At 70.1% G+C, this 20,052-nt stretch carries 18 protein-coding genes; 4 read left to right on the top strand and 14 right to left on the bottom strand.

Annotation, left to right across the window (positions count from 1 at the left end; all coding sequences use genetic code 11):
• Window positions 1-143: 143 nt before the first annotated feature.
• From fxlM to AB0L33_RS24725, 4 genes are all read right to left on the bottom strand, one after another.
• The gene (fxlM, locus tag AB0L33_RS24740) at window positions 144-2,492 is read right to left on the bottom strand and encodes a methyltransferase, FxLD system (protein ID WP_365684841.1); all 2,349 of its coding nucleotides are present in this window, start codon (window positions 2,490-2,492) and stop codon (window positions 144-146) included.
• A 223-nt stretch (window positions 2,493-2,715) separates the two neighbouring features.
• Window positions 2,716-4,194 carry an NUDIX domain-containing protein gene (locus AB0L33_RS24735; protein WP_365684839.1) on the bottom strand — a complete coding sequence of 493 codons (1,479 nt, stop codon included), beginning with the start codon at window positions 4,192-4,194 and terminating at the stop codon, window positions 2,716-2,718.
• Between the two features lie 9 nt (window positions 4,195-4,203).
• Window positions 4,204-4,695, bottom strand: a complete 492-nt coding sequence (locus AB0L33_RS24730; protein ID WP_365684837.1) for a hypothetical protein — start codon at window positions 4,693-4,695, stop codon at window positions 4,204-4,206.
• A gap of 47 nt (window positions 4,696-4,742) precedes the next feature.
• Complete coding sequence (locus tag AB0L33_RS24725; protein ID WP_365684835.1) at window positions 4,743-5,285, bottom strand: NUDIX hydrolase; 543 nt, start codon at window positions 5,283-5,285, stop codon at window positions 4,743-4,745.
• A gap of 689 nt (window positions 5,286-5,974) precedes the next feature.
• Between AB0L33_RS24725 and AB0L33_RS24720 the strand changes: the two genes are divergently transcribed.
• The gene (locus AB0L33_RS24720) at window positions 5,975-6,442 is read left to right on the top strand and encodes an NUDIX domain-containing protein (RefSeq protein ID WP_365684833.1); all 468 of its coding nucleotides are present in this window, start codon (window positions 5,975-5,977) and stop codon (window positions 6,440-6,442) included.
• 377 nt (window positions 6,443-6,819) lie between these two features.
• Here the strand turns inward: AB0L33_RS24720 and AB0L33_RS24715 are convergent, their stop codons facing one another.
• The 5 genes from AB0L33_RS24715 to AB0L33_RS24695 form a co-directional block, all read right to left on the bottom strand.
• Window positions 6,820-7,236 carry a peptidoglycan-binding protein gene (locus tag AB0L33_RS24715; RefSeq protein WP_365684831.1) on the bottom strand — a complete coding sequence of 139 codons (417 nt, stop codon included), beginning with the start codon at window positions 7,234-7,236 and terminating at the stop codon, window positions 6,820-6,822.
• 127 nt (window positions 7,237-7,363) lie between these two features.
• On the bottom strand, window positions 7,364-8,359 hold the full coding sequence (locus AB0L33_RS24710) for an AraC family transcriptional regulator (RefSeq protein ID WP_365684829.1): 996 nt from the start codon (window positions 8,357-8,359) through the stop codon (window positions 7,364-7,366).
• A gap of 256 nt (window positions 8,360-8,615) precedes the next feature.
• Entirely contained in the window at window positions 8,616-9,893 is a 1,278-nt protein-coding gene (locus tag AB0L33_RS24705; protein WP_365684827.1) for a hypothetical protein, read from the bottom strand.
• A gap of 143 nt (window positions 9,894-10,036) precedes the next feature.
• Window positions 10,037-10,591: a dihydrofolate reductase family protein gene (locus AB0L33_RS24700; protein WP_365684825.1), complete on the bottom strand. Its 555-nt coding sequence runs from the start codon at window positions 10,589-10,591 to the stop codon at window positions 10,037-10,039.
• Window positions 10,592-10,732: 141 nt separating this feature from the next.
• The gene (locus AB0L33_RS24695; protein WP_365684823.1) at window positions 10,733-11,452 is read right to left on the bottom strand and encodes a TetR/AcrR family transcriptional regulator; all 720 of its coding nucleotides are present in this window, start codon (window positions 11,450-11,452) and stop codon (window positions 10,733-10,735) included.
• Between the two features lie 129 nt (window positions 11,453-11,581).
• Here AB0L33_RS24695 and AB0L33_RS24690 point away from each other — a divergent pair, with 129 nt between their 5' ends.
• Window positions 11,582-12,529, top strand: a complete 948-nt coding sequence (locus AB0L33_RS24690; protein WP_365684821.1) for an NAD-dependent epimerase/dehydratase family protein — start codon at window positions 11,582-11,584, stop codon at window positions 12,527-12,529.
• Window positions 12,530-12,636: 107 nt separating this feature from the next.
• Here AB0L33_RS24690 and AB0L33_RS24685 read toward each other — a convergent pair whose 3' ends face one another.
• The gene (locus AB0L33_RS24685; protein ID WP_365684820.1) at window positions 12,637-13,767 is read right to left on the bottom strand and encodes an alkene reductase; all 1,131 of its coding nucleotides are present in this window, start codon (window positions 13,765-13,767) and stop codon (window positions 12,637-12,639) included.
• Between the two features lie 69 nt (window positions 13,768-13,836).
• Between AB0L33_RS24685 and AB0L33_RS24680 the strand changes: the two genes are divergently transcribed.
• Window positions 13,837-14,214, top strand: a complete 378-nt coding sequence (locus tag AB0L33_RS24680; protein ID WP_365684818.1) for a MerR family transcriptional regulator — start codon at window positions 13,837-13,839, stop codon at window positions 14,212-14,214.
• Between the two features lie 310 nt (window positions 14,215-14,524).
• On the opposite strand, the gene AB0L33_RS24675 is transcribed toward AB0L33_RS24680, so the two are convergent.
• The 3 genes from AB0L33_RS24675 to AB0L33_RS24665 form a co-directional block, all read right to left on the bottom strand.
• Window positions 14,525-15,049, bottom strand: a complete 525-nt coding sequence (locus AB0L33_RS24675) for a peptidylprolyl isomerase (RefSeq protein ID WP_365684816.1) — start codon at window positions 15,047-15,049, stop codon at window positions 14,525-14,527.
• Between the two features lie 415 nt (window positions 15,050-15,464).
• Window positions 15,465-15,569: a hypothetical protein gene (locus tag AB0L33_RS24670; RefSeq protein WP_365684814.1), complete on the bottom strand. Its 105-nt coding sequence runs from the start codon at window positions 15,567-15,569 to the stop codon at window positions 15,465-15,467.
• Complete coding sequence (locus tag AB0L33_RS24665) at window positions 15,553-16,248, bottom strand: DUF4253 domain-containing protein (protein ID WP_365684812.1); 696 nt, start codon at window positions 16,246-16,248, stop codon at window positions 15,553-15,555. The genes AB0L33_RS24670 and AB0L33_RS24665 overlap by 17 nt, the downstream gene beginning before the upstream one ends.
• A gap of 212 nt (window positions 16,249-16,460) precedes the next feature.
• On the opposite strand from AB0L33_RS24665, the gene AB0L33_RS24660 reads away from it, so the two are divergent.
• Window positions 16,461-17,564: a P1 family peptidase gene (locus AB0L33_RS24660; RefSeq protein ID WP_365684810.1), complete on the top strand. Its 1,104-nt coding sequence runs from the start codon at window positions 16,461-16,463 to the stop codon at window positions 17,562-17,564.
• Window positions 17,565-17,673: 109 nt separating this feature from the next.
• Here AB0L33_RS24660 and AB0L33_RS24655 read toward each other — a convergent pair whose 3' ends face one another.
• Entirely contained in the window at window positions 17,674-19,818 is a 2,145-nt protein-coding gene (locus AB0L33_RS24655) for a protein kinase (protein ID WP_365684809.1), read from the bottom strand.
• Between the last annotated feature and the right edge of the window lie 234 nt (window positions 19,819-20,052).

The following is a 20,052-nucleotide window of genomic DNA, read 5'->3' as shown; positions in this document are numbered from 1 at the left end:
CTCCGGAGCGGTCACGGTGCGGGGCGCGGTGTGGGCTGGTCGGGTCAGGCGGCCGTGTGGAGGTGGGCGAGAGCGGCCTGAAAAGGTCAGTCCGGCGGCTAGGGCTGTTCTGCCGCCACCGAAGACACCGTGCAGCCGGATGATCACGCTGCTCCCGTGGTCGTGGTCGTAGTGGAGGGGGAGGGAAGGCGGCCGTTGCGGCCGGGCCATTGGAACACCAGCCGGGAGGAGGTCTTGTCCAGCACGTCACCCAGGGGCAATTGATGGGTTGGGGTGCCTGCCGGGTGGACGGTCAGTACGGGATCGGCGTGCTCGTTGTTGTCGTCGGCGCGGATGTGGCGGTCCCAGGCCCGGATCGTGGCCGACAGCTGCTCGGCGAGCTGCGGGCCCTGCTCACCGAAGGCGTGCACGACCCATTCCCACTCACGGTCCTGCGGGTCTTCGCCGTGCCGGGTCTGGACGTGGGTCAGGTAGGCGAGCGAGGCATCGCCGAGAACGGCGGGCGCGTCACGGCCCTTCGGGATGACGGTGACCCCGGGGTCCTGGTGGGCGTGCAGCCGGCAGAAGCCGGGCAGGGTGGTCGCCGCGTACAGCTGAAGGGATCCGAAGTAGGCGTTCGCCCCCATCGTGATCCCCGTGGCGATCTCGTGCCGCGGCCCGCGCAGCGCCTCCTCCAGACCGTGGGTGCCGGCGGGGGCACCTTCGTCGAAGCGGAGGCTGAGCGCCCCGTCGAGAAGGTGGACGACCGGGGCGGTGCGGGCCTGCTGTCCCTGGTCGCGGACGAATCCGCAGTACGTGAAGTGACGGGCGTGCAGGACCTCGCCGCGCCGCTCGAAGGCGACCGACCGGGTGTAGCCGCCCACCTCCAGCGGCATCACGAGGCGCCCACCGTCGGCCAGTTGCTCGACCCAGGCAGGGCTGATGTCCCAGCAGTTGTAGGTGATCACGGCGGCGTCGAAGCCGCCGCGCGGCACGAGGGGGGCTGGGGCGCCGAGTGCGGCGTCCGCCTCCACGGTGGTGACACGCCCACTGCCGGCTTCCGCGAGGAAGGCCCGGCTGCGGCGGACGACCCAGGGGTCGATGTCCACGCTGACCACTCGCCCCTGGGCGACGTGGGCGATCAGCTCGGCGTTGTAGCCACCGGACCCCGCCTCGAACACGATCGCGCCCGGACCGAGACGCAGCTGCTCGATCATGTCGGCCTGCAGCCAGGCCGCGGACACGGAACTGATGGCCGTCCCGGTCTCGTCGCGGCGGGTGACGACCGCCCGGTCGCCGCCGTCGTACGCGTCCGCCAGGCTCGCCTCCGGGGCGTAGCGATGCCGGGGCACCGTTTCCAACGCACTGCGAACGGCGGCGGACGGGGCCCAGCCGCCCTCGATCACCGTCCGGGCCATCGCCCGGCGCAGCCGGACGGCTTCGGCCGGTTCGCCCGGCACGGGCGGCCGATCATGGGCGAGCGGGTAGCAGACCACCGGCGGCAGACCGGGGATGACGCCGGGCCACACGCTGTCGATCGCGAGTGCGGCCGGGACGAAGACGTCCCCGGCACAGGCGAGAGCGTGCAGGTCGAGGAACTCCCAGCGGTCGAACTTGTCCGCCTCCGGGTTGGTCAGGGTCCCCGTCCACGCGGTGATGCGGACGACGGCAGTGAGCCTCGGGACGCCGTGGCTGTCGTCGACCAGCATCGTCACCACGTACGCGTCCGCCGGGTCGGCTGCCAGGCCCGTCTCCTCGGCGAGCTCGCGGACGGCTGCGGCGGCGAAGTCCTCCGGGCCGTGGGTCTTGCCGCCGGGCAGTTCGAGCATGCCGCGGCGGGAGCGGCCGAGCAGGACCCGGCCGGAGTCGTCGGTGACGACCGCGAGGGCGCCGGTCAGGGCATGGGCGCTGGGCGGCCGCTTCTCGACGGCCCTCGTGCCGGTGTGGCAGGGGCCGCGCAGGACCAGAACGGCCAAGCCATCCGCGTCCAGGCGTTCCACCGCCTTCCATCCGGCGGTGAGCACGGCGATCTCGTCCTCGTCCAGGGCGATGCCGCGCCGCTCCTCGGGCGTGCTCGCCGCCACTGGGGTGATGACGACAAGTGCGCCACCGTCCCGGAGCCGCTCACCCAGCGCGTGCAGGACACGCACCCGGTCCTGCACGAACGCGTACATCAGACGGAGCGTGATCAGGTCGTACCCCCCTTCCCGCAGCGGGGCAGGGTCGTCGCGCTCGACGTCCAGGTGCAGCCAGCGCACGCCCTCGACGTCGGCGTGCTCCTCGCGGGCCCGGGCGAGCGCGCTGTCGGCGAAGTCGACGGCGTCCACGGTGTAGCCGAGGGAGGTGAGCCAGGCGGCGAGGTCGCCCGTACCGCACCCCACGTCGAGCGCGCGGCCGCCGCCCGCGGCGGGGACGTGCTCGGCGAGGATCTTCCGCTCCCGCTCACCGACCTGTCGGAAGTTCTTGCCGTCGCTGAAGTGCTTCTCCCACTCGTCGCGGGCTGTGTACGTCAACGTGCTGCTCCTCGTGCGTGGGCGATGGTGGTGTTCAGGGACGTGTGCGGTGCGGATCGTTCGTCGCGATCACGAGCGCGGCAACGGCTTTGGTCACAAAGAGTGGACAGTCGGCGGCCTGGACGACTCCGAACGAGGACTGGGCCAACGACGGACGCGCGGCACGTTGGGCCTCCTGGCGCGCCGCGCGACCCGTAGTCGGCGCCGACCGCCGCGAAGCCGCTCACCGGGACCACCCGAGCTCGCTGTAGGAGCGGCCGGCCCGGATGCCCTCGATCGCGACGCGGGTGTAAGGGACGATCGGTTCCGGCAGGTCCTTCGCGTCCCACCAACGCCAAGCGAGACACCGGTCGGGTTCGCGGTTCTCGGGGGTGCCCTCCCAGTGGCGGGGGCGGAAGAACAGTTGGATCCTCGGCCGGGCTCCGGCGTCCACCGTATGTACCGTGTGGACGAGCTCGAGGTCGGCCGGATTGATGACCAGCCCGGCCTCCTCGAAGGCCTCGCGGGCAAGACCGGCTCTCGCCGCCTCCGCCTCCACGTGCCCGGCCAGGGCGTGCCATGTTCGGCCCGCGTACGCCGAGTCCGGATGCCGCAGCCCCAGCAGCACCTTGCCCTCGCGCTCCAGGTGGAGGTGGACGCCGACGACGTGCAGCACGGTCCCGGCGGGCGCCTGGCCGGGGCTAGGACGAACCACGACCGGAGGCTCTTCCACGGTCGCGTGTTCGGCCGCGTGGCGGCGGATCAGGTCGCCGAGTCCGGGGCTGAGACGGAGCCGGTCGAGGGTGTCCACCGTGAACCACTTCAACAGGACGCCTTCGCGGAGATCCACCGCTTCGGCATCCCCGCTCCAGCGTCCGGCATAGACGCTGATGGGCACGGCGAGGCCGTCGACGCTCGTCGCTTCCTGGACGGCGAACGGCACCAGTTCCGTGGGATCCAGGCCCGGTACCTCCTCGGCGAGCTCACGTCGCAGCGTTGCCTCGAGGCCGGCGTCGTCCCGCGATCTTTTGCCTCCGACGAGGGCCAGGACCCAGGGTTCCCACATGCCCTCTCGGTCGTCGCGCAGATGAAGGAGGTACCGGCCGGCTCCGTCATGGATCAGGGCGTTGGCGCTCACGGGCTCCGGCCGTCCGTCGAGGCCATCTGCCTCGGCGGCCAGGAGCTTGGCCCGCAGCGTCGGGGATCGCACGTCGGCGTACGGGAGCCACTGGGCTCCGGCGACTTCCTCGTCCTGCAGAGTGAGCGCAGGCGGCTGCTCGGCCGTGAGGTAGAACGCGAAGCGGACATCGAAGTGCTGGTGGGCGGGCTCGCCCTTGTCCGGGTTGGCGTCGATGTCATGTACGTCCACATCGATCGGCTCGTCGAGGAACTGCGGGGTCAGGCACAGGTCGCCGGGGCGCAGCCCAGCCTCTTCGCACACCTCGCGCACTGCTGCGGCCAGGAGTGCCCGGTCGCCCGCCTCGACGTGGCCGCCGGGGCAAAGGAGGAGCCCTGTCACCCGATGGTCGATGTGGAGCACCCGGCGCTCGCGGTCGATGACTACGGCGCTGCAGGTCACGTGGCCGGGCAGCGTGGCGCGGCTGGACGGCTCCTCGGCGCCGTCGAGGACGGCCAGCAGCCCTTCGAGGGAATGGCGTTCCCCGGCATGCCGGCTGAGGTAGGTCTCGATGGTCTCTCGGATAGCGGAGCGGGAGGGCGGCACGTGATCACCTCAGGACGTGTGGGACGGGATGTACGGGCTGGGAGGGCGGGGCGTGCCCGGCGGCGGGCTCACCGATCGTGGCTCCGGGTCGGGGGAGGAGCGGTCAGTGGGGGAGCCCTTGGAGCACCTCCTCGGCTTCCCCCAGCCGCTCGCACAGCTCGGCCAGAGGCGCCTGCCGGTTGCGTTGCGTCCGTACGCCCCAAGTTCGAGGGTGAGCACGGCCGGGTCGTCGACGGCCACGGACAGCGGATACACCGAGCCGGCCAGGTATCCGGCGGCAAGTCGAGGCACGGCGAGGAGTTCTTCGGCCGGCAGCGCCGGGTTGGCGCCCGGGTGGGCAGCGACAGCTTCAGCGAGGCCGGTGGGCCCCTGCCGCTCTCCGAGAACGGTGCGCAGGTCGAGGGCGATATGCCCGGGCTCCCAGGCGGGGCTGCGGTGACCGGGCGGCCTCTTGGCGAAGCGGGCGAGCAGCCGTTCGAGGCGTTGTCGGGTCCGTTCCACATCGCTCCCGCAAGAGCGATTGCCCCGTAGCCAGACTTCCGGTGCGCTCACCGTGACACTTCCTGTGCACTCGTAGAGGTCTCGTCCGGGTCGGTGTCCCAGTCCCAGGCGCCGATGTAGGCCGCCCTCCCGGTCCTGCGCGCGTCCGAGAGCGCGGCGAGGCGGGCGAAGTCCCGTGCCGGCATGAGCGTCTTCCACTCCTCCAATGCGAGGGTTCGCGCCTCGTCGTGCTCCTCGGGGGCGAGGCGCAGGTCCGCGATCTGCCGGTCGGTGAGACTTCCACCGTCGAATACGAATCCGGCAGTCGCCAGGGGCCAGGCCGCCCCGGGAAGGCCGAACACGGCTGCCAGGAGGCGCGGCGGCCCGGGAACCACCAGACCGGTCTCCTCTTCCGTCTCGCGCACCGCTGTCTCCCACGGCCGCTCGCCGGACTCTGTCGTACCTCCCGGCAACTGCCAGGGATGCTCGGCGCTGTAGACCGCGTGCAGTTGCACAGGCCGGTCGTTCATGTCGGTGAAGTACAGCGCGCCGAACAGCGTCGCCTTCGGCAGGGTCGCCACGTACTCCTCCAGTGGCAGCATCGTGCTCATGTCGTCTCCTCAATGGGTGTGAGACCGAGGTTGGGCAGCCGCCGCGCCCCACCGTGACGGTCGCCATGCGCGCGACCAGGCCGCTGTACTCCACGGTGGAGGTCCCGGGGCGCCCTCGCCCTGGCGCACGACGCGCTGCCTGTACTCAAGTCGCCGTCAGGTTCGGCTTGCGTCCATGTGGTCCCTCCAAGGAAGTGGATGCGCGGCGTCAGACTGCTCAACGACGCAGCACCGATTTCGAGCACGTGTTCTTTCGGACGGCTTTCGAGCGCTGGAATTCAGCGAGCATTCGAAGGTGTGCAATACACGGACCCTTGCCCTGCATGAAGACACGGTTGGGCAGGGATGGCCGAAACGCCGACCCCGGCGGCTCCGGTCACCTCGGACTCTGACGACGACCGACGTCGGCTTCAGTTGAGCGGGGCTTGCTGCGCTGGTGAGTGCGGGTTACGGATGGGCCGCGTCGAGCGCCCCAAGGGGCCTCTCGGGGCCCGATGAGGGGCGAGGCCGAGCGGTCGAACAAGAGCCTGTGTCGCCGACTTCACCGCGGTTGAGCCACGTGCTCAGGTTTCCCGGGGAGCGGCCGAGTGCGTGATCGGCGCAGTCAGTCTCGTCGTGGCGGACGGCGGCGTGCCGTCACTGAGCCGAAAGCGCCGCGTCAAGGCGAGGCGACTGCGAGGATCAGGAGCGTGCTGATTCCTCGAGCAGTTGCCGTAGTCATCGACGGGTCCCGCGCGCTGGTCATCAAGCGTTTCCTCAAGCACCACTCCGCAGCCGCCTGCGTCATGTGCGAGAACGACGGATGGCCGGGGCCGGGGTGCCCCGGCCACCAATACGCGGTCCTCCCCGGTGGCGGCGTCGAAGACGGAGAGACCGCCGAGGAGGCTGCTCTGCGTGAGCTGAAGGAGGAGACCACCTTGAACGCGCGGATCGATCGGCTGGCGTGGACCGGCCGGCACAACGATCGACCGGCCTCGTACTTCCTCATGGCAGACGTCAGCGGCACCCCTGTTCTGTCCGGCGACGAAGCGCAGGCGCACGGCCCGGACAACAGCTTTGAACTCATGTGGGCAACAGCCGAAGACTTCGAACGTCTCAACCTTCATCCCGCGGACATCCGGACACCGCTCGAACGTCTACTGCAACGGTGCCGCTGACCCGCCTGGAGAGCTTGCTGCGGCTCGATGACGCACCGGTTCGTGAGATGGAAGCGCTGCTGACCGACGTGCCCCGCACTTCCCGTACTCCCCACGCGCCACACACGCCCCAATCGCCGGTCAGGCGCCGGTGCGTGCTCCTGGTCGGCGCCGTTCCCGTCGCAGTGGGAGCCGGATCACGTGTGGAAAACGATCCTGCGCCGTGACCGGAAATCGGGGACCACGACGTCCCGCCCCGGGACGACGATCGTGGTGCGGGGCGCTGACGGGCCCTGGCTGCCGGACGGCGGGCGCGCTGCCCGGAGCGCGCAAAGCCGCACGGCCCGAAGCCCCCGGGGGCTTCGGGCCGTGCGGTCCGGTTTGCGGTGCGGCCTTCGTCAGAAGACCGACGGCACGTAGCTGTAGCAGTAATTCTTGCCGCCGTAGTACTGGTCGCCCTCCACCAGCAGATAGCCCCCGGTCCTGGGTCCCACGACGCCGTCCACGGTGAGGTTGAACAGCGAGGGGGCGGTGCGCTGGTACCACTGCACCCAGCTGCGGGTGTTGGGACCCCAGAGCCCGTCCTCGGACAGCGGACGGCCGTAGCCCTGGTCGGAGGCGATGTCGTTGAGGAGGTGCTGGACGCACCACACACCGTGCGTGTTGTTGGCGTAGCCGTCGCCGATGTAGCCGGCGGACGGTGATGCCTGGGCCTGGGTGACCGTGCCGACGGTGAGGAGCGCGAGCCCGGCGGTCACGCCCGCCATCTTCGCGAGGACACCACTGCGTCGGCTCTTGCCGGTCTTCGTAGCCATGGAGACTGCTGTCCCTTCGTCGTTCGACCCGACGGCGGCTTGGGCTGCCGTCGGAATCCAGGCTCGCTCGCGCGCTCCCCGCGCACTATCCGCTTCGGGAGCGGGAGTCGGCCGCGTTCGCGGATAGTCAGGACCGCCCCTTCGCCGTATCCGACGGCAGTCGTCCGTACACCCGCCGGTACTCCGCGCTGAAGCGGCCGAGGTGCGTGAAGCCCCAGCGGCAGGCGACCTCGGTGACCGAACCGGTGGCCCGGCCCTCGGCGAGGGCCGTCAGGTCCTGGTGGACGCGGTCGAGCCGGACCCTGCGCAGGTACGCCAGGGGCGTGGTGTCCAGGTGCGTGCGGAAGCCCTCCCGCAGCGTCCGTACGCCGACCCGCGCGGCCTGCGCGATGTCCGAGACCGAGACGGGTTCGTGGGCGTGGTCCGCGCAGTACTCCGTCGCCCGGCGCAGGGCGCTCGGCAGCATCGTGGTGCCGAGGCCGGGCACCTCGTCGTTCCAGGAATGGGCCTGTACGTCGAGCAGGGTGTCGACCAGGAGGCGTTCGAAGTGCCGTACGCCCAGGCCGGGCCGGAGCGCCAGCGGCGAGAGCAGGAACTGCCGGAACGCGCCGACGAGCGCCAGCCAGGAGCGTACGGCCGGGTCCGCCCGGTCCAGATGCGGCCGGCGGAAGCGCAGCGGTTCGCGCGGTACGTCGCCGAGGCGCACCGCGGTCACCTCGTCGACGACGGCCCGTGACATGGCGAGCGACCCGTTGACCGCCCGGTGGTCCCAGTCCATGGAGATCACGTCCCCCGGTCCGGCCACGCACAACGGGGACGGCAGGGCGGTGCCGTTGACGACCAGCGCCCCCTCGCCGGCCTGCGGCAGCACGACGTTGTAGAAGTCGGGCAGCTCCCGCACCAGCAGTCGCACCGGCGCGCCGTAGACAAGGTCGTACAGCCCGACGGCCCCCTCGTGGAAGGCGCGGAACCTGCTCGGCGTCCGCTGCGCGCCCAGCACGGTCAGTCTGTGCGGCGACAGCCGCCCTCCGACGATCTGGCGCATCTCCTCGATGTCCCGTCCCTCGTAGATCCGCAGCGGCTCGGCTCTGCCGTTCCCCTGTTCCAGCACGTCGACCGTCATCGCCCACCCCTGTTGCCGTACCGCTTCCCGAGGCCCCGCCGGTGCGGAGCCGCACAACTGTGTGGTTCCGGTGTGCGGTGCGGCAAGGAGATCGGGGCGGCCGTCCGGCGTGTCGCGGCCGGTCCCGAATGCCGGACTCGAGGCGAAGGCAACTCCAGCTCGTACCGTCGTCGGGCTCGCCCCTGGCGGTGAATCCGACGGACGGGATGACAGGCGCCAGCAGCTTCAGCTCTCCTCGGCTCTTCCCCGGCCCGACTCAGTGAGTGCCGAAGCCGCCCACCCCGAAGCTGGTGGGCCAGCTGCCCATGGGGCCCTGATTGCGAGGAGAGTTTCGTGTGCGTGCGGGATGTTGCGGCGGGGGAACCGGGTTCCGACGGTTGATCTTCCTCGCGATCTCCTTGGCACGGCCGAACAGGAAGTCGTCGTCGCGATGAGCCTGGCAGTAGGCGCGCAGGCGGGCACCGCCCGCATCGAGGGCTTCGTAGCGTTCCCACTGCTCGGTGAACCAGAAGAATGCGGCCTCGTCGCCGTCCCAGGTCCAGCCGGTCTCCCTCACGATGGCTCGCCCCACGTCGCGGTTGTCGAGCGCCGCCTTCTGGCACAACCTCTCCCGCGCGGGGCCGGCGGGCAGCGCCCGCAGAGCGCTGCGGCACGCGGCGGCGAAGCCGACGGGGCTCCCCTGCTGCGCCGCCCCTTCGAACAGGGCGTCCACCGTCGGCTGCGGGCCGTGCACGGCCAGATAGTCCGCAATGAGGTCCTCGCGCTGGGCAAGGACGGCCAGCAGCGGTCCGTTGTGGCCCTGGACGTAGCCGGGCAGTGGGTCTTCCTCTCCTGGACGCAGGGGCAGGTGGGGATTGGCGAGGTGGAAGCGGAGCAACGGCGACGGTTCGCCGTAGCCGTCCCACAGAATGGGTCGCCGCTTCCAGACGGTGTTCACGCCGTACGAGTAGTGCTGGAGGCGGAAGCGGTCGCCGATGGCCACGAGCACGGTTTCCTCCAACGCTCGCAGCAGGTCAGGTTGGCCGGTCCTGCTCAAGAACGCCCCGGCGCGGGCCCGCACCTCGCGGTCCGTCGCCACGCAGGTCGCGTTGATGAACCAGAAAGCCGCCAAGGCCAGACTTCGCCCCTTGTGGAGCGGAGAGCCGCTGCCCGCCAGGCACATCTCCAAGCGGCTCGGGCCTGCTTCCGGGCCAAGGAGGAAGTCCAGAACACGGTCGCTCAACTTGCCGTCGTAGCCACCGGAGTAGCGGGGGCCCTCGTTGATGAGCGCATCGACGGTCCAGGCAAGAAGTCTCGGGTCGCCGCTCACCCGAGGATCGGCCAGAGTCCGGGCAGCCTGGCCGGCCATCTCCGGACCGGGCGCGGAGCGTAAGAGGTGGACGAGTTGCTTCACGTGGTCGGAGGTGTGCGACAGACAGACCGTTTCCGGTCGGCACAGTCTCGCGGCGGCCCATCGGGCAAGGACGCCACCACCCGGTCTCAGCGACTGTTCTGCCAGTTTGCCGACCCGATAAGGAGTCAGTCCATGAGCCATGGACCCATCGTCCGCGCGGTTCATGCCTGCGACAAGAGCGAGCCGTACTGAGGCCTGTGCCGGTTTCTTGGGCGGACGACAGGCGGCCGGACGTCGGCGGAAGGAATCGGAGCCTGCCGGCTGGTGAGACGGGCCGTTGCGGCTCAACGGGCCCGGTAGCGCGCGTAGATCAGTCCGTTGTCGAACGCGCGCTTCTCGACCAGATCGAGATCGAGGCGGACACCTTCGGGGAAGAACCGCTTGCCGCCGCCGACCACGCTCGTGGTGATGAACAGGTGGTACTCGTCCACCAGTCCGGCCTTGATCGCCTGAGCCGCCAGGTTCGGGCCGTCGACGGTGATGTCGTGATCGGACTCGGCCTTGAGATCACGCACCGCCACCGGGTCGAAGGTGCGCTCGATCCGGGTCTTCGCGCTGGACACCGACTCAAGGGTCGTGGAGTACACGACCTTCTCCGCGGCCTGCCAGCCGCGGGCGTACTGCAGGATGTGCGGCGGCTGGTCGGGCTCGACGTGCGCGGTTTCCCAATAGACCATCGTCTCGTACATCCGTCGGCCGTAAAGGTACGTGCCGATGGGGCGGAAGAGGTCGTTGATGAAGGTGTGCACCTCTTGGTCGTCGGCCCCGGCGCCGAGGCCGCCCTCAGCCTCGGCGTAGCCGTCGAGTGAGGTGACCATCGAGTAGATGAGCTTCGCCATGTTGCTTCCTTCGGGTACGAGGGCGGCGCCTGTCAGCGGCCGTACGGTGATGACCCCCGCGCGCCCCGGAACTCATGGATCGTTCGACTGTCGATGCCCAGGTGAGCCCGCAACGGCCGACGGGCTCGAACTCCCGGTCTCCTACTCCAAGCCGAAGGCGTCGGCCAGCATGCCGCTTTGGGCCACGAGCAGGGTTTCACCGTCGTGCCCCATGCCGGTGAACTGCCCCGCCACTTCCAGGCCGACCGCCCCGTGCAACTGTGACCATGCCAGCACCGCACCGGTCAGCGCGACGGCCGAAGCCCTGTCGTCCCCCGCGGCGTCGGGCACGTACTCCGCCACCCAGGACGCGACGCCGGTGTCCCTCTTCAGCCACGCACCCATCCGGTCCACCATCGCGGCCGTGTCGGCCCCCGGGGAGCCGTGCACGAAGACTGTCAGGAACGGCCCGAGGACGGCACGCGCGCGCTCCAAGGTGTCGTCCGGGGCCACATACCCCGGCACCGGGGAGCCCTGGATCAGCAGATATCGGTGCGGCTCGGAGACGGCCCAGGCCCGGTAGGCCCCGGCCAGCACGCGCAACCGCTCGCGCGGGCCCCGTGCGCGGGCCGTGGCCGCCGCCTCGCCGATGGCCGTTGCGGCATCGTCGTACGCGTCCCTGATCAGGGCGTTCAGCAGGTCGTCGCGGTTGGCGAAGTAGCGGTAGAGGGCGGGCCCCGAGAGTCCCAGCGCCTTGGCGATCCGTGTGAGCGCGAGCGCCCCCACACCCCCGTCGGCGAGCTGGCGTAGCGCGACTTCCTTGATCTCCGCCCGGGTCTGCTCGCGGTACCGGGCCCGCGGCCCCTGCTGCGTCTCCGCCATTCCGTGCCCTCTCGCTAGGTGCGCTCACTTCAGTTACGGAGTCTAACAAGAACTGTTGCGATGGTTCATTGCGACAGTTACAGTCAATAACTAACGCGATAGCTAGTCACCTTCACCTCGGGAGTCCTCATGACCACAGCACGTGATCTCCACGTAGTCCTCGGCGCCGGCCCCGCCGGCACCGCACTCGCAACGGAGCTGGCCGGCCGGGGCCACCAAGTCCGGCTGGTGGACCGGAGCGGCCACGGCAACGCCCCGGACGGAGCACACCGATTGGCCGCCGACGTGTCCACCGCGGACGGAGCCCGGGCCGCGCTCGACGGGGCGGCGGTCGCCTACCACTGCCTGAACGTCGGCTATCACCTCCAGGTCGAGGTCATGCCGCGCATCCAGCGATCCGTCCTCGCGGCGGCCGAAGCGGCCGGTGCGCGTCTCGTCGTCCTGGACACGCTCTACCCGTACGGCGAGACGCACGGTGCGGTGATGACCGAGGACACCCCCTGGAACGCGACCTCCCGCAAGGGCCGCATGCGCGCGGAGCTCGACGCCCGCTACCTCGCAGCCCACGACGAGGGCCGGCTGCGCGTCGTGCTGGGCCGCTCGGCGGACTTCGTCGGCCCCGGAGTCGTCAACTCCACACTCGGCGGCGCGGTGTTCCCGGCCGCGCTGGCCGGGGAAGAGGTCCCGGTGCTCGGCGACATCGATCTGCCCCACAGCTACACGTACATCGGGGACGTGGCGGCCGGCCTGGCCACGCTCGGCGAGAACCAGGACGGCGACGGCCGCGTCTGGCACCTGCCCACCGCGCCCGCGCTCACCACCCGCCAGATCCTGGACCTGGTGGCGCAACGCATCGGCCGCCCTCTGAACCTCGCGGTCATTGCAGAGCCGCGCCCGTTCGGCCCGTTCGACGAGGTGTTCATGGCGGAGTACGCCGAGATGTTCTACCAGCACACGGAGGCGCAGATCGTCGACTCCACGGCCATCGAGGAGGCGTACGGCCTCGTCCCGAACCCGATGCCGGCCACCGTCGAGGCCACGCTCGCCTGGTACGCAGAACTGCTCGTCGGCCGGTGAACGAATCCCATCGGGCAACGGGCAGGTCACTCGGACACGGGCGCCGTCGGGACATGATGCGAGGCTCCGTCGAGCGGCGCCCCGGGGACGCGCGACGTCGGCGCCTCTCAACGAGCGCTGTGGCCCACTGGCACGGTGGTGCCGAACGCGTGCGGGCCCTCGTCCGCCAGCGTCGGGTAGTCGGTGTATCCCTCCGCTCCGTGGGTGTAGAGGTATTCCGTCCTGATCGGGGTGGCGAGCGGATCGTTGGCGGCGATGCGCGCGGGCAGGTCCGGGTGGGAGAGGAAGGCGCGGCCGTAGGAGATCAGGTCCGCGCGGCCCTCGGAGAGCACCCGCTCACCCTGGCTCCGGTTGGTGGGCGGGTGGTTCTCCCCGACGTTGGCGATGAGCGTGCCGTGCCACTGCGGGCGCAGGTCCGCCAGGGCCGGGTAGCTGTCGTTGTCGGTGAGGTGGAGGTAAGCCAGTCGGAGGGGGTCAAGGGCTGCGAGAAGCGAGCGGTAGACGGGTGCGGGGGCGCGCTCGACCATGCCGAACTGCGGATTGCCCGGGGAGAGTCGGAGCCCGGTCCGATGGGGTCCGATGGCTTCGGTGACGGCTGTGACCAGCTCCACTGCGAAGCGCGGTTTGTCGTGTCCGTACGCGTCGTCGCGGACATTGGTGTTGTCCGCCAGGAACTGGTGGATGAGGTAGCTGTTGGCTCCGTGGAGTTCCACGCCGTCGAATCCGGCCCGAATGGCGTTGCGAGCGGCAGCCACGTGATCGGCGATGGCAGTGCGGATGTCCTGCGTCGTCATCGCGCGCGGCAGGGGCGCTTCGGCCTTGCCGTCCTTCACGTGCACGGGGCCCGGCACCGGGACGGCGGACGGCCCGGCCGGGATGTCCGCGAGCAGCCGGGAGCGGGGGTGTCCCTGACGTCCACCGTGCATGAGCTGCGCGAAAATCCGCCCGCCTCGCGCGTGCACGGCTTCGGTCACGTTGCGCCAGCCGTCGATATGGGACTCGGTCTCCAGGCCCGGGATGCGCCAGCCGCTCTGTCCCCGACGGTGGGGCCAGATGCCCTCGGTGATGAGGAGCCCGGCTTCCGCCCGCTGCGCATAGTAGTCCGCGACCACCGGCAGCGGTGTCCCGTCCGCGTGCGCACGGAACCGGGTCATGGGGGCCATGACGAGACGGTTGGGAAGCACAAGGCTGTCGGAGGAGTAGGGGGCGAGAAGGGGAGATGCGCCTGTGTTCGTCATGCGGGCACCGTAGAATGTGACACCCGTGTCAGGTTCAACCCCGAGACGAGCAGCAGGCTGGAATTCCCGATGAAGATTGGTGAGTTGTCCCGGCGCACCGGCGTGAGCGTACGCTCGCTGCGCTACTACGAGCAGAAGCACCTGCTCGCCTCCGAGCGCACGAGCGGAGGGCACAGGGAGTACCCGCAGGCAACGGTGGACCGGGTGATCCTCATTCAGCAGTTGCTCGCAGCCGGCCTGTGCGGCGAGAAGATCGCGAGCATCCTGCCGTGCATGCGTGACCATGACGGAGGACCGGCAGCGACAGCCACTCCATGGCTGGTGGAGCAACTGCGGATGGAGCGCGACCGCATCGATCGCTCGATCCAGGATCTGTACTACACCCGTGATGTCCTGGATGAGGTCATCGCAACCGCGGCAACCACCACCACACCAGCTCCTTCCTGACGGCTGGCCACCTTGCTGCCGACTCGCGATCGCACGAGCCCTGGCTTCGGCAGCCCAGCCCGACGAAGGGCCAGACAGAGCAGTTCGGCCTGCAGCGCATCCCGGACGCCTCGGCCGCGTTCACCGACAAGCGCGCACTGACCGCTGCTCGAGCAGGGTTTCCGCCGCCGCACCGGGCACTCAGGGGTGCGGGGAGTATCAGGGCACGGGAACCAGGCTCGGCATACTGCTGCCACCGGCTTCCTCACCCCGCAGCCCGCATTCCGCCGCCGAGCAGTTCCCGTGCCGGTTCAGGAGCCGCTGCCAGATGTCAGCGGGTCTCGATGACCACCTTCTCGATCACTACGTCTTCGATCGGGCGGTCGTTGCGCCCGGTCTCGACTTGGGTGATGGCGTCAACGACTTTCTGGCTGGGGGCGTCCAGGACTTCACCGAAGATGGTGTGCTTGCCGGTGAGCCAGGTGGTCGGATCGACGGTGATGAAGAACTGGGAGCCATTGGTGCCCGGGCCGGCATTGGCCATGGCCAGCAGGTAGGGCTTGGTGAAGGCCAGGTCCGGGTGGATCTCGTCCGCGAACTTGTAGCCGGGGCCGCCGGTTCCGTTGCCCAGGGGGTCACCGCCCTGGATCATGAACCCCTGGATGACCCGGTGGAACACGGTGCCGTCGTACAGAGGAGCGTTGCTCGGCTGGCCGGTCTCCGGGTCGGTCCACTGCCGCTCACCCGTGGCGAGTTCGACGAAGTTCTTCACGGTCTTGGGGGCGTGGTTCGGCAGCAGCCGGATCTCGATGTCGCCCTTGTTGGTCTTCAACGTCGCGTACAACTCTTCTGCCATGGTCGAGATCCTTCATGCGTGGGCTGCTTGACCTGGCCAGTGTCCCGGTCAAGCGGACGCCCCCCGGGGTGGCGACACGGCGTCTCACCCGTACGAGTGGCCCACAGCACACCCCTTCTGAGCCGGCAGGGCAGAGCAGCGCGGGAAGGGGACAACGAGGCGAACGCGGTGAAGGTTGTTCCGTCGGGCAGTACCAGGGTGACGGGGCGTCTCGGCGTCCGCGTAGAGGACGAAGGCCCGGCAGGCAGAGGTCTCGTGCCGGGGCCCTGCCTGCCGGGCCGAAGCGGGCGCTCACGCCCGGAGCGTGGCCTTGCCCTGGGTGGTTCGTACGCCGCCGGTGTCATCGCCCGTTGGCTGCAGCCAACGGCACTCCCGAACCAACGACGCAGGCAGCACGGCCGCACGGCCGTTGTGCCTAATCCCACCAGAACGACCAGCAAGTGCGTCCCATGAGGTCCATCGCATACTCGGGGAACGGCGTGGGCGGGTCGTCGACGATGTTGTCAGCCGTCGAGAGCACATGTTCCAGAGCGAGCAGGGTCGCGTGCCGCGTCGACGGGTGGCCGCGCGACCGATACGTGCAGCTCGCTTCCGAGCACCGCCACGACCCGGGCGCCGAAGCGGTCCTCCCAACTCCGCAGGAGTGCACACAGCAGGGGCAGCGGTGCGTCTGCGGTCCAACCGACCGAGGCCAGAGCGTCGCTGCTGCGATGCGCGGGGACGAGCACGAGTCGGCACTCGTCCAGCCCGAGCTGTCCCGTTTCGATGAGCCGGGTCAGCAGGTTTGCCGCCGCTTCCTCGGGCTTCGAGTCCGCGGACGCACCCGGCATCCGAGGCGCCAGGCCCGGCCACTGCTCGAACGGAGGCCCCGGGTCGTGCGGCCATGGTTCGACTCCCTCGGGCGTCGGTACCGGTGTCGGGTCCGTCCAGAAGGGCAGCCTCCCGCGCCGGTACTCGGCGAAGTCCGTGGCCAGAGCCTCCTCCAGGAGGACACCATCGACTTGGTCCAGGCCGAGCGGCTCTCCCAGGACGTCGGGCCGGCACAGGAGGGGTACCAGGCCGTGGGTGTTCTGCTCGCGCAGCAAGCAAGACCACAACTGGTCGACGTTTTGGGGGAATTCGTCGGAGATCCACAAGCGTGTGGGACCAGAAGACAGAAACCGTCCGTAAGGCAGTCCATCAGGCAGGACAAATGACATGGCCGCACCGTAAACCGTGGAACTGACAGCACGGCTACGCGCCGGACACCAGGGCTCCCCGCCGGCAGTGGCCCCAACGAATCGCCCTGCTGAGCTGCCAGACCCCGGCCGATGCCATGGTTGGCCTTGTCACCGCCGACGTCTGCCCGTGCTGCCCAACCACGGCTACCCGATCCGTTGGCAGGTCGGCCGTGCGTGGTTAGCATCCCCGGATGACGCGAGCCAGGGATCTTGGGATCGGAGCCCGATGGGGCCCCAGCGGGAAATACAACGCGATCACTGACGTGGCCGGAGTACGTGTGGGCCACAAGACTCTGATCCGCGGCGACAGCCTGCGCACCGGCATCACCGTCGTCGTGCCCAGGCAGGGCACGGCGATGTGGCAGGACCCGGTGTTCGCCGCGTCGCACACTCTGAACGGGAACGGCGAGTTCACGGGCTTGGAGTGGATCCGCGAGGGCGGGTTGCTGGAGACGCCGATCGCGATGACCAACACCCACAGCGTCGGTGTCGTCCGGGACGCACTGGTGGCCCATCAGACAGCTCGGCGCGGCCCGCACGAGGAGTACTGGGCGCTCCCGGTGGTCGCGGAGACCTGGGACGGCCGACTCAACGACGTCAACGGACAGCACGTGGCTGCGCAGGACCTCTTCGACGCGATCGACGTGGCTGCGGGCGGGCCCGTCGAGGAGGGGAACGTCGGTGGAGGCACCGGCATGATCGCCCACGGCTTCAAGGGAGGCATCGGCACCGCATCACGCGTCGTCGACGATGGCGAGGGCGCCTACACGGTCGGCGTCCTGGTCCAGGCGAACCACGGCACGCGGGACCGCTTCAGCATCGACGGGATTCCGATCGGCCCCGAGACGGCGGACATCCCTCTGCCGGGAGTGCCCGGCGTGGCTCCCGGCCCCGGGCGGCTCCCCGACGGGTCCGGCAGCATCGTAGGCGTGGTCGCCACCGACGCACCGCTGCTGCCCACCCAGTGCCGGCGCCTGGCACAACGGGCGGGTCTCGGAGTCGGCCGGCTCGGCGGCGTGGGAGAGCACTGGAGCGGGGACATCTTTCTGGCCTTCGCCACCGGCAACTCCGGCTTGACCGGGGCCTACGGAACACCTGGCGCCGCGGAGATCCCGCTTCGGATGCTGCCCAACCGCCGGATCAGTCAGTTGTTCGCCGCAGTCGTGGATGCCACCGAGGAAGCGATACTGAACGCGATCCTGGCCGCACGCACCATGGCCGGACGCAACGGATTCGTCGCGCACGCTCTGCCCGCCGACAGGCTCCGCTCCATCCTCGCGGCCGCTGCCCGATGATCATTCACGGTCACCCGGTCATCCATGTTCCCGCCGCCTCCGGCGCCCGGGGACGCGGACCGGATCCGTTTCGCCTCACCCGGAACGGTGACGAGCGGCGGCGGAGCGACTACCCGGCACCGCCCGCACGGTCCGGCGGTTCGAACGCGGCCAGGGTGCGTTTGCCGACCGCCGCGAAAACGACGCCGTCGGCCCGGACCGTCAGGTGCGACCCGCCGCCGGACGGTCCGGGCTCCGACGTCCGGACGGGTTCGGACCGCCACAGCTCCCGCCCGTCCGCGCCATCCAGACAGACGAGTGTGCGGTTCGACCTGAGCACGTAGACGCGACCCTTGGCATCGATGTACGGATCGGCGTCCGATCCGGTGACCGGCAGCTGCCACCGCACTGTGCCGTCTTCGAGGCCGGTGCCCACCAGGCGGCCTTTCACCCGGTCTCGCACCACCTTCCACGTGGGGCCGAAGACGATGGTCTCGGGTTCTTCACCTGCGGTCCGCGGCGGATCGATCTCGTGGCTCGCCCGCCGCGTGCCGGAGGTGTCGAAGCGCATGTACTCCGTCATGTGGGTCATGCCGCTGTTCCAGACCTCGATGCCGACGGAGTCCTTGTCGGACTGGTGCGCCCAGGACACATTGGGAGAGGGCAGGTCGCGGCTCCAACGTACGTCGCCCGTATGCGGATCGATTCCCTCCACCACCGCCCGGAGTCGTGTCGCGGTGGGGCCGGGGCGAAGGCTGACGACGGCTCCCGCCACCATTCTGGGGTAGGCGGGCGCGCTCTTCGACGTGGTGCGGTCCCACGTCTCGGCGCCCGTCTCGACGTTCCTGCCGCTGATGCCGAACGCACTTCCCACCACGAGGTCGGTACCGCTCAGCACCGCCGACGTACCCATCGGAGCCTTGACGTTCCACCGGTCGTCGCCGGTCGCCAGATCCACGGCGCGCAGCACCTGCCGCTCCCATCCACCGGTGTCGATGTGGTTGTTCCCCTCGGCGACGATCACCAGCGACCGCCTGGGCGAGACGGTGAGCATGATGCTGTTGTCCCGCGTACGCGCGGTTCCCCACCGTCTCTTTCCGGTCCGGGCGTCGTAGGCGGTGACCGCCTCCTGCTGCGTCTCGCAGAGCACCAGTTCGTCGGTGGCGGTGCAGTGGCCGACGTCCGACGGCAGTTTCGCCGTCCAACTCACCGCGGCCGCAGGACCCGTCGGCGAGGAGGCGGCGCCGGACGCGCCCTGCCCCCTGTCCGCCCAACCGGCCCACTGCTGCCAGGCGATCAGTCCGAGAGCCAGTGAGACCAGGAGTGCCCCGGCCCCCAGGACCACCCGCCGCCGTGGTCGGCGGCCGGGCGCGGCATCGCGCTGCCCGGTCTCGGCCTCCTCCTTCTGTTCTCGTTCCGGTGACGGGTGTGCGTGCTCGGCGGATGCGGTCGCCGGTGGTCGGATCGTGCTCTCCCGGAGCAGTTCCAGGATCTCCGCGGGGGTCGGTCGGGCGGCGGGGGCCTTGGCCAGGCACCGGCCGATCAGCTCGTGCAGGGGGCCCGTCCCGGGGAGGGGTGCGGGCTCGTCGTGCACGACGTGCCAGGCGATCGCGTAGGGGCTGTCGCCCTCGAACGGACCCGCGCCGGTGAGCGCGTACGTGAGTACCCCGCCCAGCGCGAAGACGTCGGCGGCCGGGCCCGCCCCGGCCTGGGCGAGGAACTGCTCCGGGGCCATGAACGCCGGCGTGCCGACCAGGGCGTCGGTCCGGGTCAGGCGCTCGGTGCCGTCGACACGCGCGATGCCGAAGTCGATGACGCGCGGACCGTCGTCGGTCAGCAGGATGTTGCTGGGCTTGAGGTCGCGATGGACCAGCCCGACCCGGTGGATGTCCCGCAGGGCCTCGGCCAGTTCGTAGGCAAGGACGCGCACCTCGTGTTCCGGCAGCGGACCGCGGCTCCCCACCCGGTCGGCGAGTGAGGGCCCCGGTACGAACAGTGTGGCCATCCAGAGCAGCGGGCCTTCGGTGGCGGCGTCGATCACCGAGGCCGTGTACGCCCCGCTCACCCGCCGGGCCGCCTCCACCTCGCGGGCGAATCGCGCCCGGAAGCGCGGATCGGCCGCGTACTCCTCGCGTATCACCTTCATCGCGACGCGCCGGCCGGTGGGGGAGACCGCCACGAAGACGCGGCCCATGCCTCCCGACCCCAGGAGCCGGTCGACCACGTAGTGGCCGACCGTCGCACCCGGCCCCAACCGCTCCCCGTACGCATCCATCACTCCGGCCCCCGCTCTCACCGGCCGATGACGATACCGATCCGGGATTCCCACCGGCAGAGCGTTCTCGGCCGTAGCCACCCGCCGACGAGTGGATTTCGCCTCGCGCAGCGGGGCTGTGTGGCGGCCATAGCCCCGTACGCGCAAGCCAGCCCGCTCTCTTTCCACGGCACCGCGTCCTTCCGAGCCCGACGATCAGCGCGGGACAGCCCGTAGTCCTCCGGTGAGTGAGGG

The sequence above is a fragment of the Streptomyces sp. NPDC052299 genome (assembly GCF_040679335.1).
Taxonomy (GTDB): Bacteria; Actinomycetota; Actinomycetes; order Streptomycetales; family Streptomycetaceae; genus Streptomyces.
This window is presented reverse-complemented; position numbering and strand designations above follow the sequence as displayed.

What these genes read in the sequence shown, in the direction of transcription:
- AB0L33_RS24725 (WP_365684835.1), bottom strand. Translation starts at nt 5,285, where the DNA reads ATGAGCACGATGCTGCCACTGGAGGAGTACGTGGCGACCCTGCCGAAG.
- AB0L33_RS24715 (WP_365684831.1), bottom strand. Translation starts at nt 7,236, where the DNA reads ATGGCTACGAAGACCGGCAAGAGCCGACGCAGTGGTGTCCTCGCGAAG.
- AB0L33_RS24710 (WP_365684829.1), bottom strand. Translation starts at nt 8,359, where the DNA reads ATGACGGTCGACGTGCTGGAACAGGGGAACGGCAGAGCCGAGCCGCTG.
- AB0L33_RS24705 (WP_365684827.1), bottom strand. Translation starts at nt 9,893, where the DNA reads ATGGCTCATGGACTGACTCCTTATCGGGTCGGCAAACTGGCAGAACAG.
- AB0L33_RS24700 (WP_365684825.1), bottom strand. Translation starts at nt 10,591, where the DNA reads ATGGCGAAGCTCATCTACTCGATGGTCACCTCACTCGACGGCTACGCC.
- AB0L33_RS24695 (WP_365684823.1), bottom strand. Translation starts at nt 11,452, where the DNA reads ATGGCGGAGACGCAGCAGGGGCCGCGGGCCCGGTACCGCGAGCAGACC.
- AB0L33_RS24690 (WP_365684821.1), top strand. Translation starts at nt 11,582, where the DNA reads ATGACCACAGCACGTGATCTCCACGTAGTCCTCGGCGCCGGCCCCGCC.
- AB0L33_RS24685 (WP_365684820.1), bottom strand. Translation starts at nt 13,767, where the DNA reads ATGACGAACACAGGCGCATCTCCCCTTCTCGCCCCCTACTCCTCCGAC.
- AB0L33_RS24680 (WP_365684818.1), top strand. Translation starts at nt 13,837, where the DNA reads ATGAAGATTGGTGAGTTGTCCCGGCGCACCGGCGTGAGCGTACGCTCG.
- AB0L33_RS24675 (WP_365684816.1), bottom strand. Translation starts at nt 15,049, where the DNA reads ATGGCAGAAGAGTTGTACGCGACGTTGAAGACCAACAAGGGCGACATC.
- AB0L33_RS24665 (WP_365684812.1), bottom strand. Translation starts at nt 16,248, where the DNA reads ATGTCATTTGTCCTGCCTGATGGACTGCCTTACGGACGGTTTCTGTCT.
- AB0L33_RS24660 (WP_365684810.1), top strand. Translation starts at nt 16,461, where the DNA reads ATGACGCGAGCCAGGGATCTTGGGATCGGAGCCCGATGGGGCCCCAGC.
- AB0L33_RS24655 (WP_365684809.1), bottom strand. Translation starts at nt 19,818, where the DNA reads ATGGATGCGTACGGGGAGCGGTTGGGGCCGGGTGCGACGGTCGGCCAC.